We start from the raw sequence: 13,942 nt of genomic DNA, 5'->3' as shown, positions 1-13,942 counted from the left end.
CCGGAAAGAGCAAGGCCCGGGAGCGGATGCCCCCGGGCAGGGGGGGCTCGACGTTACTGGACGAGGCTGCAGCCGCCATCGGCCAGCGGGCGGAAAGCTTCCGCCGCCGGAATGGTAGCGACCGTCTTGTAGAGATCCCACTCGGCTGTGGACTCTTCGGGCTTTTTGACCTCGAACAGATACATGTCGTGGACATGGCGGCCGTCGGCGCGGACTTCACCCTTGCCGAACAGCGGATCCTCGGACGGGGTCTCCTTCATCTTGGCCATGACGGCAGCGGTATCCTTGCCCTTGGTGGCCTCGACCGCCTTCAGGTAGTGCAGGACGGAGGCGTAGACGCCGGCATGTACCATGGTCGGCATGGCGCCGCCGTGCCGCTCGGCGAAGCGCTTGGAAAACTCCCGCGTGCCGTCGTTCTGGTCCCAATAGAAGGCTTCTGTCAGTACCAGGCCCTGGGCCGTGTTCAGCCCGAGTGCCTTGACGTCGGTGACGAAGGTCAGCAGGCCAGCGAGCTTCTGTCCGCCCTGGACGATGCCGAATTCGGCCGCCTGCTTGATGGCGTTGGTGGTGTCGGCCCCGGCATTTGCCAGGCCGATGACCTTGGCGCCCGAGCCTTGCGCCTGCAACAGGAAGGACGAGAAGTCCTGCCCCGGGAATGGGTGGCGGACGTTGCCGAGCACCTTGCCGCCGGATTTCTCGACCACTGCGCCGGTGTCACGCTCGAGCGCATGACCGAAGGCATAGTCGGCGGTCAGGAAGAACCAGGAGTCGCCGCCCGCCTTGACCATGGCGCTGCCGGTGCCGTTGGCCAGGGCCCAGGTGTCATAGGTCCAGTGGACGGTGTTGGGCGAACAGGCCTTGCCGGTGAGGTCGGACGAGCCCGCGCCGGAGTTCATGAAGATCTTGTTCTTTTCCTTGGTGATCTCGGCGACCGCAAGCGCCACCGACGACGTCGGGACGTCGAGGATGACGTCGACGCCATCCTGGTCATACCACTGGCGGGCGATGCTCGAGCCGATGTCCGGCTTGTTCTGGTGATCGGCGGAGATCACCTCGACATTGATGCCCTTGTCCGCCGCCTTGAAATCCTCGACCGCCATCTTCGCGGCGACGACCGAGCCCTCGCCCGAAAGGTCGGCATAGGTGCCGGAGCGGTCGTTCAGCACGCCGAGCTTCACGTCGATCTTGTCCTGGGCGAGCGCGCTTCCAGACATCAAAGCCGCCGCGGCTGCGGCCAGGATTAGTTTTCCGATCTTCATTTTTCCTCACTCCCTGTGTTAAACGAAGATTTCAGACGCCAAGATAGCGATGAAGCTTGCCCATGTTGGCCTCCAACTGCGCGTTGGCGATCTCGTCGACGACGCGTCCCTGCTCGACGATGTAGTGGCGATCGGCAACGGTTGCGGCGGCATGGAAATTCTGCTCGACCAGAATGATGGTGAAGCCCATCGACTTCAGCTTCTGGATCATGCGGCCGATCTGCTGGACGATGACGGGCGCAAGGCCCTCTGTCGGCTCGTCCAGAAGCAGCAGGCGTGCGCCGGTGCGCAGGATGCGGCCGATCGCCAGCATCTGCTGTTCGCCGCCCGAAAGCTTTGTGCCCTGGCTGTGCAGCCGTTCCTTCAGGTTCGGAAAGAGTTCGAAGATCTGATCGAGCGTGAAGCCGCCTGGCGCCACGACCGGCGGCAGCATCAGGTTTTCCCTGACATCGAGGCTCGAAAAAATGCCGCGTTCCTCCGGGCACCAGGCAATGCCCTTTTTGGCAATGTGGCGCGACGCAAGGCCGACGAGTTCGCTGTCCTTGAAGCGGATGGAGCCGCGGCGCTTCTCGATCACGCCCATGATCGCCTTGAGCGTGGTCGTCTTTCCCGCACCATTGCGGCCGAGCAAGGTGACCACCTCGCCGGCGCGTACGTCGAACGCCATGCCGTGGAGCACATGCGATTCGCCGTACCAGGCGTTGAGGTCGCGAACGGCGAGCAGTGTATCCGTGGCTGCCGAGGCAGGTTGAGTCGCAGCAGCGCTATGCATGGCCGGCACCGATATAGGCTTCGAGAACGCGCGGATCCTTCGAGACGGTCGCGTAGGTACCCTCCGCGAGGACCTTGCCGCGGGCGAGCACCGTGATGAAATCGGACAGGGTCGAGACGACCGACAGGTTGTGCTCGACCATCAGCACGGTCCGGTCCTGCGAGACGCGACGGATCACCTGGGTGATCCGATCAACATCGTCTGCGGCCATGCCGGCCATCGGCTCGTCGAGCAGCATCATTTCCGGGTCGAGCGCCAACGTGGTGGCGATCTCCAGCGCGCGTTTGCGACCGTAGGACAGTTCGCCGGCCATCGTGCCCATGAAATCGGCCAACCCCACGGTTTCGACCAGCTCACTGGCGCGGTGGTTCAGGCTATCCAGCACCCGTTCAGATCGCCAGAACGCGAAGGAATCCCGCCGTCCCCGCTGCAGGGCGATGCGGACGTTTTCAAGCACGCTCATGCGGGGGAAGACGGCGGAAATCTGAAACGAGCGTATCAGGCCGAGCCGGGCGATGTCGGCGGGCTTCCGACGGGTTATGTCCTGGCCGTTGTAGGTGATCGTTCCGCGGGTCGGGTTCAGAAACTTGGTCAGCAGGTTGAAGCAGGTGGTCTTGCCCGCGCCATTCGGCCCGATCAGGGCATGGATCGTGCCCCGTCGGACTTTTATGTCCACGCCGTCTACTGCGATGAAGCCTTTGAATTCCTTCGTCAGACCACTGGAAGACAGGATTATGTCTTCGGCCATGCATCCTCCCGATTTTCCCCTCCAGGGTCTTGCGCCCTTGTATGCCAACGCTATGGGGCGGCGCTGCCGGTGTCAAACAAATTCAGTATCAGGTGCAAAAGTTCACGTACTTGAACTATTGCACCGTCGAACCAAAAGTGTCATAGAGCGCCTTCCTGCGGAGGTTCCATGCGCGTCAGACAGATCGACAATGTCCTCGACTTGTTCGAGATCTATGCACGGGAGCGGTCGCCGCTGACGCTCACGGCATTGTCCCAGGCGCTGGGGATACCAAAGTCCAGCACCTTCAATATCATCGAGACGCTGGTGAGCCGGGGCTTCCTCTACGAGACGAAACCGAGGGGCGGCTACTACCCAACGCAACGACTGCTCGCGCTGGCCCGCGCGACGATGGACGGAGATCCGCTGACGGCGCGCATCCACGGCCAGTTGCAGGCGCTCGCAGCGGCGACGGGCGAGACGACCGTGCTGTCGGCGCGCGAGCAGAATGACGTCGTCTACGTCGACGTGGTGGAGTCCACCGCCCCGATTCGCTATTTCGCCAAGGTCGGCGAGCGACGGCCGATCCACATGACCTCAAGCGGTAAGGCTATCCTCATTAGCTACGGACCGTCGGAACGGGCCGGGATCCTGCAAGGATTGCGCTATTTTCCCGATCAGCAGCTGACCAAGGACGAAGGCCAACTGGCCGCGGAACTTGATGCATCGATCGTTCGCGGTTGGTGCGAGGATATTGCGGAATCGACGCCCGACGTCATGGGACTTGGTGTCCCCGTTGAGACAGGAGGGCGCCGCTTCGGGCTTGCGGTTGCCGGCCCCGTTTACCGCATGCAGAACAATCGGGAAGCGCTGGTAGCGCATCTTCGCGCCGCCGCCAGCCTTATTGGCGGCATATGAAGAGCGTCGTTGCGTAGCCCGTATCTGAACGTCGAACCGCGGCCGCATGGCGACGCGATAGCCCGGCATGGTGTTGTGGCATGTAGGAGAGCTGGCCATCAGCCCTCGTTTGTCCGCGCACCGTTCGCTTTTCCTGCATCTTCAGGCGGCGGCTCTGGCCTATCCTTAAGCGCTTCGGGGATGTCGATTGGGTCGACGTCCTTGCCCGCTTCCATCCGCTCCGCGCGGTCCGCGAGCACGCGGCTGAGGTTGCGGAGCTCGTTTTCCTCCAGGCGCTCGACGCCGACGAAACGGTTCTCTGCAGCCTTGCTGGTAAGTATCAATTCGTCCAGCTTGGCCTGCATCGCCTTGCCATCTCGGTTCTGCGTGTTCTGCAAAATGAAGACCATCAGGAAAGTGATGATGGTGGTAGAGGTGTTTATCACGAGCTGCCAGGTGTCCGAGTAACCGAACAGCGGTCCCGTGACCGCCCACACCACGACGCTCGTGAGCGCGAGCATGAAGGTGCCGGGTCTACCGCAGAACTCGGAGACGTGGTTTGCGAAGGTGGTGAATAGGTGGCGGAGGCCCTGCATCGTCATTCTCCATGGACAATGCCGGAAAAACTTCCGTTCCGCGGAAAAGTTTCGACCTGCAGAGGGAACGTACCTGCAGACTTCCGCGCCGGCGCCGGAGCGTGCCTGCCCGTATTCCAGGCAATCAGGTGGAACTAGAACGCTTGGTACGGATTGCGGCTCCACAATGGATGGAGGGCGCGATGCAGTGGCAATCCCTTTTGACGCAATTGGGCACTTGGACAGCTCGTCCATCGGCTTTCGTGATCGTTACCATTTATACGTTCGGATGGCTGGTCTTCAGCCCTGAGACGCTGAGGTGGCATGGTGTTGCCACGCTCGCCACGTGGTCGATGACGCTGTTGATCCAGCGCGCTGAGCACCGAGACACACAGGCCATTCACGCAAAGCTTGATGAACTGCTGCTCGCGCACGGCAAGGCGCGAGATGATATCACGCACATGGACGAGAAGGAGCCAGAGGAGATCGAAAGCTTCCGCGACGTCCAAAAGGATTGACTGAATACGCGCCCGCGGCAGCACCGTATCGGCCGACCCCCTGGTGAGGTGCCGGTCGACGACAGGAGAACGATCCTACACCTTCCGGATGGAAAAAGCGCCGCGGCTTGCGGGGCGCCCGGTAGTTGATCGCTTGTAGTCCCGGAGAAACCGCCCTCCCCATAGATTTTACGGGTCGCCGCCAAAAATGTATAGACATATATGGGGAGCTCCTATAACCATTAAAAAAACGGGAACTCCTAAACAAGGCAAAAATGCCTGTTCAGCTTTTTAACTTGGGACAGCTTCGCATGCATCAAATGCCCCCCGTGACGACTTACTCGGTTGACTATGCGACCCTGCGCGCGCGCTTCCTCGCCGCTGCACAGAAGGCCGGTGCTGAACTTCACGAGTACTCTCATCCCCTGAACGGCCCGGGTGGCGAGCATCTGGCCACCGACGTCGCTTTTCTCGGCCGCCGCGACGCGTCGAAACTGATGGTGCTGATTTCGGGTACTCACGGCGTGGAAGGCCAGTTCGGCTCGGCCTGCCAGTCGACCTGGCTTGCCGAAAACTGTCCGTGGCGTCTTCCCGACGACACGGCGGTCCTCGTCATCCACCTGATCAATCCCTGGGGTACGGCCTGGTCGCGCCGCGTCAACGAAGACAATGTCGACCTCAATCGCAATTTCATCGACTGGCAGGCTGGTCCTCCCAAGAACGCCCGCTATGTCGACCTCCACCCCGCGCTCGTCTGCCACGAGTGGGAAGGGCCGGATCGCAGCAAGGCCGACGAGGCGCTCGCCGCGGCGATGAAGGCGAATGGCGGCTATGCCGGCCTCGCGCCGATCATCGAGGCCGGTCAGTACGAATTCTCTGACGGCCTGTTCTATGGTGGCAACGGCCCGGTCTGGTCGAACCGCACGCTGAACGACATTCTGGCGACCTTCGCGCAGCAGGCGTCGGACGTCGTGGTCTTCGACCTGCACACCGGCGCCGGCCCTTATGGCTATCCGGCGCTGCTGTCGGTGGCCGAGAACGATCATGCCGGCCTGGCATGGGGCAGTGGCATCTTTGGCCCGGCGCTGTCCGTCGTCGTCACCGGCGAAAACGCCACCACCGACACCGGCATTGCCGCGACGGCGACCGGATATGTCTCCGCAGCCGTCCGCAAGGCGATGCCGAAGGCCCGGGTTCTGCCGCTCGTCGTCGAATGCGGGACGCTGGAAGGCAAAGTGATGTCGGATGCGGTGCAAGCCGACAACTGGTTGCACCTGTTCGGCAAGGTCGACAGTCCGCTCGGCCAGAAGATCAAGGCGACGCTGCGATCGGGCTTCATCCCCGAAGATCCGGACTGGCAACGCAACTGTCTTAGCGCAAGTCTAGGCTATTTCGATCGTGCCTTCGCCGACCTGAAGCGGGTCGGCGGCGCAGGCGAAGAGAAGCCGGTCGTCGCCGCTGCCGCTGCTGCCGCCACCGTCGCGCACCCGGCTCCTGCCGAGCCGAAGGCCGGTGAGAGGCCTGCGGTCGAGGTGCGCGATATCCGCAAGCGCTTCGGCCCGCTTACAGTGCTGAACGGCGTTAGCGTCTCGGCGCAGCCCGGTGAGGTCGTGTCGATGATCGGCTCGTCCGGCTCCGGCAAGAGCACCTTCCTGCGTTGCATCAACCTGCTCGAGCAGCCGAACGACGGCCGCATCATCATCGATGGCGAAGAAATCAAGATGAAGAAGACCGCCGACGGGGGTGCGATGCCCGCCGACATGCGGCAGGTCGAACGCATCCGCGCCCGCGTCGGCATGGTGTTCCAGAACTTCAATCTCTGGCCGCACATGACCGTGGTCGAAAATATCATCGAGGCGCCGCTGCATGTTCTGAAGGAAAGCCGAGCCGACGCGATCGAACATGCCCACGCGCTGCTGAAGAAGGTCGGTTTGTCCGACAAGCACGCCCAGTATCCCGGCCAATTGTCCGGCGGCCAGCAGCAGCGCGCGGCCATCGCCCGCACGCTGGCCATGCGTCCCAAGGTCATCCTGCTCGACGAGCCGACCTCGGCGCTTGACCCGGAACTGGTCGGCGAGGTGCTGCGCGTCATCCGTCAACTGGCGGAAGAGGGCAATACCATGATCCTCGTCACGCACGAGATGCAGTTTGCGCGTGAGGTGTCCCACAAGATTCTATTTCTCCACCAGGGAAAGGTGGAGGAAGAAGGTCCGCCGGCGGAATTGTTCGCCAATCCGCGGTCGGAGCGTCTGCGCCAGTTTCTGGCCCGTACGCTCTGAGGTCGGCGCGCTTTCAAGCATCCGGGTGAGGAGCCCGGTCAATGTGAAGGCATGAGTTTTCAAAAGGGGAGTGAGTACATGAAACTGAAAGTCTTGTCGCTGGTCGCGTTCCTTGCCGCAGGCATGGGCAGCGCGTACGCAGCCGAAGGGGAACTGTCGATCGGCACCGAAGGCGCCTATCCGCCGTGGAGCATGGCCGACGCAAACGGCAACGTTACCGGCTTCGACGCCGATGTCGGCAACCTGCTCTGCGCCAAGCTGGAGCTGAAGTGCCACTTCGTCGTCCAGGCCTTCGACGGCCTCATCCCGGCGCTGAAGGCCAAGCGCTTCGACATCATCATCTCGGGTATGTCGATCACCGAGGATCGCAAAAAGGAGATCAGCTTCTCCAACGGTTACGCGGAACTGGCCAACGTGTTTGTTGCGCCGAAGAATTCCGACCTCGCCGGCATCCATGATTTCGACACGCTGATCAAGGCGCTCGACGGCAAGAAGGTCGGCGTCCAGGCCGGCACGACCCACGCCCACTACCTCGAGAAGAACGCCCCGACCGCCGATCTGAAGACCTACGAAACGCTCGACCAGATGCAGATCGACCTGGCCAGCGGCCGTATCGAAACCGCGTTCTCCGACGCTTCGGCGCTGGAGGATTTCCTCGCCAAGCCCGACGGCAAGGACTTCCAGCTGGTCGACGTCAAGATTGCCAGCTCCTCCGACGCGACGCTCGGCGAAGGTATCGGCGTCGGCATCGCCCAGGAAAACACCGAGCTGAAGGCGAAGATCGACAAGGCGCTGTGCGAACTGGTCAACGACGGCTCGATCGGCAAGGCCAGCGAGACCTGGTTCAAGACGGACATCTCCCGTCCCTGCAAGTAAGCGACTGCGACTGGTCCCGCGCGTTCAAGGCGCACGCCCAACCGGGCGTGCCGCCGGCGGGTCGCGCGGGGCCGTCACCTTGATTTTTCCGGGCATGAAGCAGGCGTAGGCGATCTGATGGAATTCGGTCTTTGGCAAGTTTGGGAAGGCGGCTGGGTCGGCGCCATCCTGCGAGGCGCGGCAATCACGATCGCCGTGGGCACGGCCGCCATGCTGGCCGGCCTGGTCGTCGGCATCGCCTGCGGCCTCATCAAATGGGGGCGGGTCTTCCCGCTCAACTTTATCGTCGACGCCTATACCTCGGTGGTGCGCGGCGTGCCGGAACTGCTGATCATCTATTTGCTGTTCTTCTCCTCGGTGGAGTTCGTCACCAGGGTCGCGACCGCTTTCGGCTACGCGGGGCTCGCCGACAGCGGCTATGCCTTCATCATCGCAGTGATCGCCATCGGCGCGATTTCAGGCGCCTATTCGACCGAAGTGGTTCGTGGCGCATTGGCGGCAATTCCCAATGGCCACATCGAGGCTGCCCGGGCGCTCGGGCTTTCCGGTTGGCGCATTTTCCGCCGGATCATCATGCCGCAGATGCTGCGGATCGCGGTTCCGGGCATGAACAACGTCTGGCAGGTCACCATCAAGGATACCGCGCTCGTCTCGGTGGTCGGGCTGCAGGAACTGATGCGCGCCGCCTTCATCGGAGCCGGATCCACACGGCACCCCTTCATCTTCTATCTCATCGCGGCAGTCGTTTATCTGATGATCACGCTCGTCAGCCAGGCGGGTTTCGATCGGGCCGAGCGCCTCCTCAAGGTCCGTTCAAGGAAGTAACCGATGGAACTCGAACTCATCCAACGCGCGGTTCCGGTCCTGCTCAAAGGGCTGTCGGTCACCGCCTTCCTGTCGGCCGTTTCCGTTCTGATCGGCTTCCACCTGGGGCTCGGACTGGCGCTGATGCGGTTGTCGGAGAACCGCTTCCTGTCTGGCTTTGCGAAATATTACAGCATGGTGTTTCGCGGCACCCCGCTGCTCGTCCAACTCTTCCTTTTCTATTACGGCCTTGGCCAACTGTCCTTCATCAAGAACAGCGAGATGTTCTGGTGGGTGATCAGCGACGGCACGCGTTGCGCGACCATGGCGCTGGCGCTGAACACCGCTGCCTACACGTCGGAAATCCTGCGGGGCGGGCTGATGTCGGTTCCGGCCGGGTTGGTCGAGGCGGCACAGGCCAGCGGCATGTCGCGGTTCCTGCGCTTCCGCCGCATCCAGTTTCCGCTGGCGATCCGCCAGGCCCTTCCGGCCTACGGCAACGAGCTCGTGCTGACCGTCAAGGGCACCAGCCTGGCCTCGACGATCACCGTGCTGGAAATCACCGGTTACGCCAAACGGCTGATGAGCCAGACGTATGCGATCTTCGAGGTTTTCGCCATCGCAGGCGCGCTGTATCTTATCATCAACCTTGTGCTGATCAGCCTCGTCAGGATGCTGGAAGCCCGCCTGATGCGTTATCAGACACGATCGCGTTGAGTTTGCCGCGGCCTGGATCGCCGCGGCTCGGTTTCGGGGCGATCCTCGTCCCGCCGTCTGATCCCTGTCCGTGCCAGCATTGACGCGGAGCAAACATCGATTTCACTCATCCGCCAGCCGGATGCTCTTTCGTGCGCCTGTTCGGCCGCACCCATTTAGACATGAAAGGACCAGAACCATGGACGTACGCGCCGCCGTCGCCGTTCAGGCGGGCAAGCCGCTGGAAGTGATGACCGTACAGCTCGAGGGCCCGCGCGCCGGCGAGGTGCTGATCGAGGTCAAGGCCACCGGCATCTGCCACACCGACGACTTCACGCTGTCGGGCGCCGATCCGGAAGGGCTGTTCCCGGCGATCCTCGGCCATGAGGGCGCCGGCATCGTCGTCGACGTCGGCCCCGGCGTCACCTCGGTGAAGAAGGGCGATCACGTCATCCCGCTCTACACGCCGGAATGCCGCGAGTGCTATTCCTGCCTCAGCCGCAAGACCAACCTCTGCACGGCGATCCGCTCGACCCAGGGCCAGGGCCTGATGCCCGACGGCACCTCGCGGTTCTCGATCGGCAAGGACAAGATCCACCACTACATGGGCTGCTCGACGTTTGCCAACTACACGGTGCTGCCGGAGATCGCCGTCGCCAAGGTCAATCCCGACGCCCCCTTCGACAAGATTTGCTACATCGGCTGCGGCGTCACCACCGGCATCGGCGCGGTGATCAACACCGCCAAGGTCGAGATCGGCTCGACGGCGATCGTCTTCGGCCTCGGCGGCATCGGCCTCAACGTGCTGCAGGGGCTGCGGCTCGCCGGCGCCGACATGATCATCGGCGTCGACATCAATCCCGACCGCAAGGCCTGGGGCGAGAAGTTCGGCATGACCCACTTCGTCAATGCCAAGGAGGTCGGTGACGACATCGTGCCCCATCTCGTCAACATGACGAAGCGCAACGGCGACCTGATCGGCGGCGCCGACTACACCTTCGACTGCACCGGCAACACCAAGGTGATGCGCCAGGCGCTCGAATCGGCGCATCGCGGCTGGGGCAAGTCGGTGATCATCGGCGTCGCCGGCGCCGGCCAGGAAATCTCGACGCGTCCGTTCCAGCTGGTCACCGGCCGCAACTGGATGGGCACCGCGTTCGGCGGCGCGCGCGGCCGCACCGACGTGCCGAAGATCGTCGACTGGTACATGGACGGCAAGATCCAGATCGACCCGATGATCACCCACACCATGCCGCTCGAAGACATCAACAAGGGTTTTGAGCTGATGCATTCGGGCGAGAGCATTCGCGGCGTGGTGGTCTACTGACACGCGCCGGCGCCGTTCGCAATTGTTGCAAGGAGGAGGAAGAGCAATGGCAAGTCAGGTATCGATACACCCCGCCGTCGATGGCGGGGTGAAGAAGGGACGGGCGGATTTCGGCGGCGGGACGCTCGTTTGCGCCTGCGCCGACCGGCCGGTGAAAGTCGCTGTCAAGGGCGCTATCGCCCACAACCACGCCTGCGGCTGCACCAAGTGCTGGAAGCCGGAAGGCGCCGCCTTCTCGGTGGTCGCCGTCACGGCGCATGACAACATCACCGTGCTGGAGAACGGCGACAAGCTGGAGATTGTCGATCCCAACGCGCTGATCCGCCGCCACGCCTGCAAGGAGTGCGGCGTGCACATGTACGGCCCGGTCGAGCGCGAGCATGCCTTCCAGGGCCTCGACTTCATCCACCCGGAACGCTTCGAGGAGAGCGGCTGGCCGGAGCCGACCTTCGCCGCCTTCGTGTCCTCCATCATCGAGTCCGGCACCAAGCCGTCCGACATGGACGGCGTTCGCGCCCGCCTCAAGGACCTGGGGCTCGAACCCTATGACTGCCTGTCGCCGGCGCTGATGGACTACGTGGCGAGCTGGGTCGCCAGGAAGTCAGGCGTCCTCAAGGACTGAAGCACACCGGCGCCGGGTTCCGGCGCCGCCTGCCCACATGCAAACGCCGCGCTTCCTGTGAGGGGAGCGCGGCGTTTGCCTTTTGGGAGAATTGTCTGTTTTTGGAGCGAGGCTCCATGTTCCGTCACCCCGGACTTGATCCGGGGTCCAGCAGCGCCGCTCCGTGGCGCTGGAGTCGCGCTCAAGGACTTGAGTGCGCTGGGTGCCGGGTCGAGCCCGGCATGACGGAGAAGAGAAAAAGCGCACTTCGCACAGCGAAAGGTCAGTGTTCAGCAGTGACGCCGCGCTTTCTTTCGGAAGGCGCGGCGTTTTGATTTTCAGCGCGGGTCTTTAGTCGATCACCTTGCCGGGGTTGAGGATGGCCGCGGTGTCGAGGTCGGCCTTGATCTGCCGCATCAGCGCCAGCTTCACCGGATCGGCGGTGTCGCGCAGCGAATGCACCCGCTTGGCGCCGATACCGTGCTCGGCCGAGAAGGAGCCGCCGATGGCGACGATGTCGCGGTAGAGCACCGCTTCGACGGCGGCCAGTTTCTCCGGTGTCATGTCCGCGCCCGCGGCATTCAGGACGAGATGCAGGTTGCCGTCGGCGAGATGGCCGAACAGATAGGGATCAAGGGCAGGATCGATGGCTTTCAGTTCGGCGACGCAGCGGGTCGCATAGGCGTCGATTTCCGAAAGCGGCACGGACACGTCATAGGAGGGGGCGGCCGGATGCTGGCGATAGATGAGGTCGGTGTCCTCGCGCAGCCGCCACAGGTCTGCCTCCTGCGCGCCCGACGTGGCGACGACTGCCGAGGTTTCCGGATATTTTTCCACGACCTGCTCGTAGAGGCGCTCGAGTTCCACCTGCAACTGTTCTTCGTCGGCGCCGCCGAGCGAGATCAACAGGTTGATCGGATGGTCAGGGGCGAAACCGGTGGCCGACCATTGATGGTGGCCGGCGGTCAGGCGGTAGTAGGAGTTCCAGATCGCCTCGGCCGCGCGCAGGTGACCGGAGCGGACGTCGAAGGCGAAGCGGGCGGTGTCGAGCGCCGCTTCGACCGAGGGCAGGCCGAACAGGACCGTCGCGGTCGCCGCCGGCAACGGCTCCAGCTTGACGGCGATGCGGGTGACGATGCCGAGCGTGCCCTCGGCGCCGATGAACAGATGCTTGAGATCATAGCCGGCGGAATTCTTCACCACCCGGGTCAGATCCGAATAGATCGAGCCGTCGGGGAGCACCGCTTCCATTCCGAGCACGCGATGGCGCATGACGCCGTAGCGGAAGGCGGTGATGCCGCCGGCATTGGTGGACACCATGCCGCCGATCGTCGCCGAGCCGCGTGACGGCAGGTCGATGCCGGGTTCGAGGCGGTGTTCGGCGGCCGCTGTCTGCAAGGACTGCAGCGTCACCCCGGCTTCGACGACGGCGACGCGCTCGACGGGCGAGAGCCGCTCGATGCGGTTCAGGCGCGCGGTCGACAGCACCAGTTCGCCGGGCGTGGAGAGCCCGCCGCCGACGAGGCCCGTTCGTCCGCCATGGGTGACGATGGCCACGCCATGCGCCGCGCAAGCCTTCACGATGGCCGCGACCTCCTGTGTCGAGCCGGGCAGGGCGACGGCGGTGGTGCCGAGATTGCCGGCGGTGACGCCGTAGTCGATGTTGGCGATCGCGTCCCCAGTCTTCAGGTTCGCTGCGCCGACAATGGAACGGAGCTCGTCGAGAAAGGCGGCAGAGAGTTCGCTCGTGTCGCCGCGTTTGGCCTCGCAGGCGCGGATCTCGACGACGAAGAGTTCGGCGGGCGCCACGCTGGAGAGGAGGATGTCGCCGGGCGACGCCGCGATTGCGCTATCGAGCGCAGAGAGCCGGACTTCGCGATCGCCGACCGTCAGCGTCACGTCGCCCCGGTGGCAAAGGATGATGGTGACAGTCGCATCGCTGTTGAGGCGTGCCGAGCCGGAAAGCTGCAGCCTGGCGACCGTGTGGGAAAAGGTGCCGCGCCGCGCCATCACGTTGAGGTCGGTGATCGTGCCGCCGAGCAGGGTTGCCGACGTCGCCGCATCGGCCGGGAAGGGTAGCGGCGCGTCGGCGCCGGTCAGGCGCACTGGCGAACGGCCCTCGATATCAAGCGCCATGCCGTCGCCGCTGAGGATCGAAAGGGTGCGGTCGATGCCGGGGAAGGAGGAAAACGGGCCATCGCTGGCGACGGTGGCCATGCTGATCCGCCAGTCGAAGTCGGCGACGGTGGCACCGGCTGGAAAGACGGCGATCTCGACGGTCTCGCCGCCGCCATTCTTCCACGGCATGCGCTTGTAGTCGGTCGCGCTTCTCAGGATGGTCCAGTTCGGATCACTCATGATCTTTTCACCGTAGATGCCACATTTCGCAGACACAGAAGGTCGATGCCGCGCATCCTTTCGGAATGCGCGGCATCGAGGTCGATTAGTTGCCGAGGATGCCCGGCAGGCGCAGGCCCTTTTCGCGGGCGCAGTCGAGCGCGATGTCATAGCCGGCATCGGCATGACGCATGACGCCCGTGGCCGGGTCGTTCCACAGCACCCGCTCGATGCGGCGGGCCGCATCTTCCGAGCCGTCGCAGCAGATGACGACGCCGGAATGCTGCGAGAAGCC

The 13,942-nt window shown here is 63.5% G+C and carries 13 protein-coding genes and 1 pseudogene; 8 read left to right on the top strand and 6 right to left on the bottom strand.

Going from position 1 to position 13,942, the window contains the following annotated elements:
• Positions 1-53: 53 nt before the first annotated feature.
• From J2Y48_RS10515 to J2Y48_RS10505, 3 genes are read right to left on the bottom strand one after another with little or no spacing between them, the layout of a single operon-like run.
• A complete protein-coding gene (locus tag J2Y48_RS10515) occupies positions 54-1,259 on the bottom strand; it encodes an ABC transporter substrate-binding protein (RefSeq protein ID WP_310416884.1) in 1,206 nt (401 codons plus the stop codon).
• A gap of 31 nt (positions 1,260-1,290) precedes the next feature.
• The gene (locus J2Y48_RS10510; protein WP_310416881.1) at positions 1,291-2,031 is read right to left on the bottom strand and encodes an ABC transporter ATP-binding protein; all 741 of its coding nucleotides are present in this window, start codon (positions 2,029-2,031) and stop codon (positions 1,291-1,293) included.
• Complete coding sequence (locus J2Y48_RS10505; protein WP_310416878.1) at positions 2,024-2,779, bottom strand: ABC transporter ATP-binding protein; 756 nt, start codon at positions 2,777-2,779, stop codon at positions 2,024-2,026. Before J2Y48_RS10505 ends, J2Y48_RS10510 begins: the two co-directional genes overlap by 8 nt.
• A gap of 168 nt (positions 2,780-2,947) precedes the next feature.
• Here J2Y48_RS10505 and J2Y48_RS10500 point away from each other — a divergent pair, with 168 nt between their 5' ends.
• On the top strand, positions 2,948-3,676 hold the full coding sequence (locus J2Y48_RS10500) for an IclR family transcriptional regulator (protein ID WP_310416876.1): 729 nt from the start codon (positions 2,948-2,950) through the stop codon (positions 3,674-3,676).
• 98 nt (positions 3,677-3,774) lie between these two features.
• On the opposite strand, the gene J2Y48_RS10495 is transcribed toward J2Y48_RS10500, so the two are convergent.
• Positions 3,775-4,251 (bottom strand): low affinity iron permease family protein, encoded by a 477-nt coding sequence (locus J2Y48_RS10495; protein ID WP_310416874.1) that lies wholly within the window; start codon positions 4,249-4,251, stop codon positions 3,775-3,777.
• A 182-nt stretch (positions 4,252-4,433) separates the two neighbouring features.
• On the opposite strand from J2Y48_RS10495, the gene J2Y48_RS10490 reads away from it, so the two are divergent.
• The 7 genes from J2Y48_RS10490 (at position 4,434) to gfa (ending at position 11,331) form a co-directional block, all read left to right on the top strand.
• On the top strand, positions 4,434-4,748 hold the full coding sequence (locus J2Y48_RS10490) for a low affinity iron permease family protein (protein WP_310416871.1): 315 nt from the start codon (positions 4,434-4,436) through the stop codon (positions 4,746-4,748).
• A gap of 290 nt (positions 4,749-5,038) precedes the next feature.
• Positions 5,039-7,006, top strand: coding sequence for a DUF2817 domain-containing protein (locus J2Y48_RS10485; protein ID WP_310416869.1), 1,968 nt, complete (start codon positions 5,039-5,041; stop codon positions 7,004-7,006).
• A 78-nt stretch (positions 7,007-7,084) separates the two neighbouring features.
• Positions 7,085-7,882 (top strand): transporter substrate-binding domain-containing protein, encoded by a 798-nt coding sequence (locus tag J2Y48_RS10480; RefSeq protein ID WP_310416867.1) that lies wholly within the window; start codon positions 7,085-7,087, stop codon positions 7,880-7,882.
• A 117-nt stretch (positions 7,883-7,999) separates the two neighbouring features.
• Positions 8,000-8,707 carry an ABC transporter permease subunit gene (locus J2Y48_RS10475; RefSeq protein WP_310416864.1) on the top strand — a complete coding sequence of 236 codons (708 nt, stop codon included), beginning with the start codon at positions 8,000-8,002 and terminating at the stop codon, positions 8,705-8,707.
• A gap of 3 nt (positions 8,708-8,710) precedes the next feature.
• Positions 8,711-9,403, top strand: a complete 693-nt coding sequence (locus J2Y48_RS10470; RefSeq protein ID WP_310416862.1) for an ABC transporter permease — start codon at positions 8,711-8,713, stop codon at positions 9,401-9,403.
• Positions 9,404-9,581: 178 nt separating this feature from the next.
• A complete protein-coding gene (locus J2Y48_RS10465; protein WP_310416859.1) occupies positions 9,582-10,709 on the top strand; it encodes an S-(hydroxymethyl)glutathione dehydrogenase/class III alcohol dehydrogenase in 1,128 nt (375 codons plus the stop codon).
• Positions 10,710-10,755: 46 nt separating this feature from the next.
• Positions 10,756-11,331 (top strand): S-(hydroxymethyl)glutathione synthase, encoded by a 576-nt coding sequence (gene gfa / locus J2Y48_RS10460; protein ID WP_310416856.1) that lies wholly within the window; start codon positions 10,756-10,758, stop codon positions 11,329-11,331.
• Positions 11,332-11,661: 330 nt separating this feature from the next.
• Here gfa and J2Y48_RS10455 read toward each other — a convergent pair whose 3' ends face one another.
• Positions 11,662-13,668 (bottom strand): HutD family protein, encoded by a 2,007-nt coding sequence (locus J2Y48_RS10455; RefSeq protein ID WP_310416853.1) that lies wholly within the window; start codon positions 13,666-13,668, stop codon positions 11,662-11,664.
• A gap of 85 nt (positions 13,669-13,753) precedes the next feature.
• Positions 13,754-13,942: pseudogene (locus J2Y48_RS10450) on the bottom strand (urocanate hydratase); the annotation flags it as partial.

Origin of the sequence: Mycoplana sp. BE70 (genome assembly GCF_031455855.1) — a bacterium.
Classification (GTDB): Bacteria; Pseudomonadota; Alphaproteobacteria; order Rhizobiales; family Rhizobiaceae; genus Mycoplana.
The sequence above is the reverse complement of the archived record's forward strand: the minus strand, read 5'-3'. Positions and strand labels throughout refer to the sequence as shown.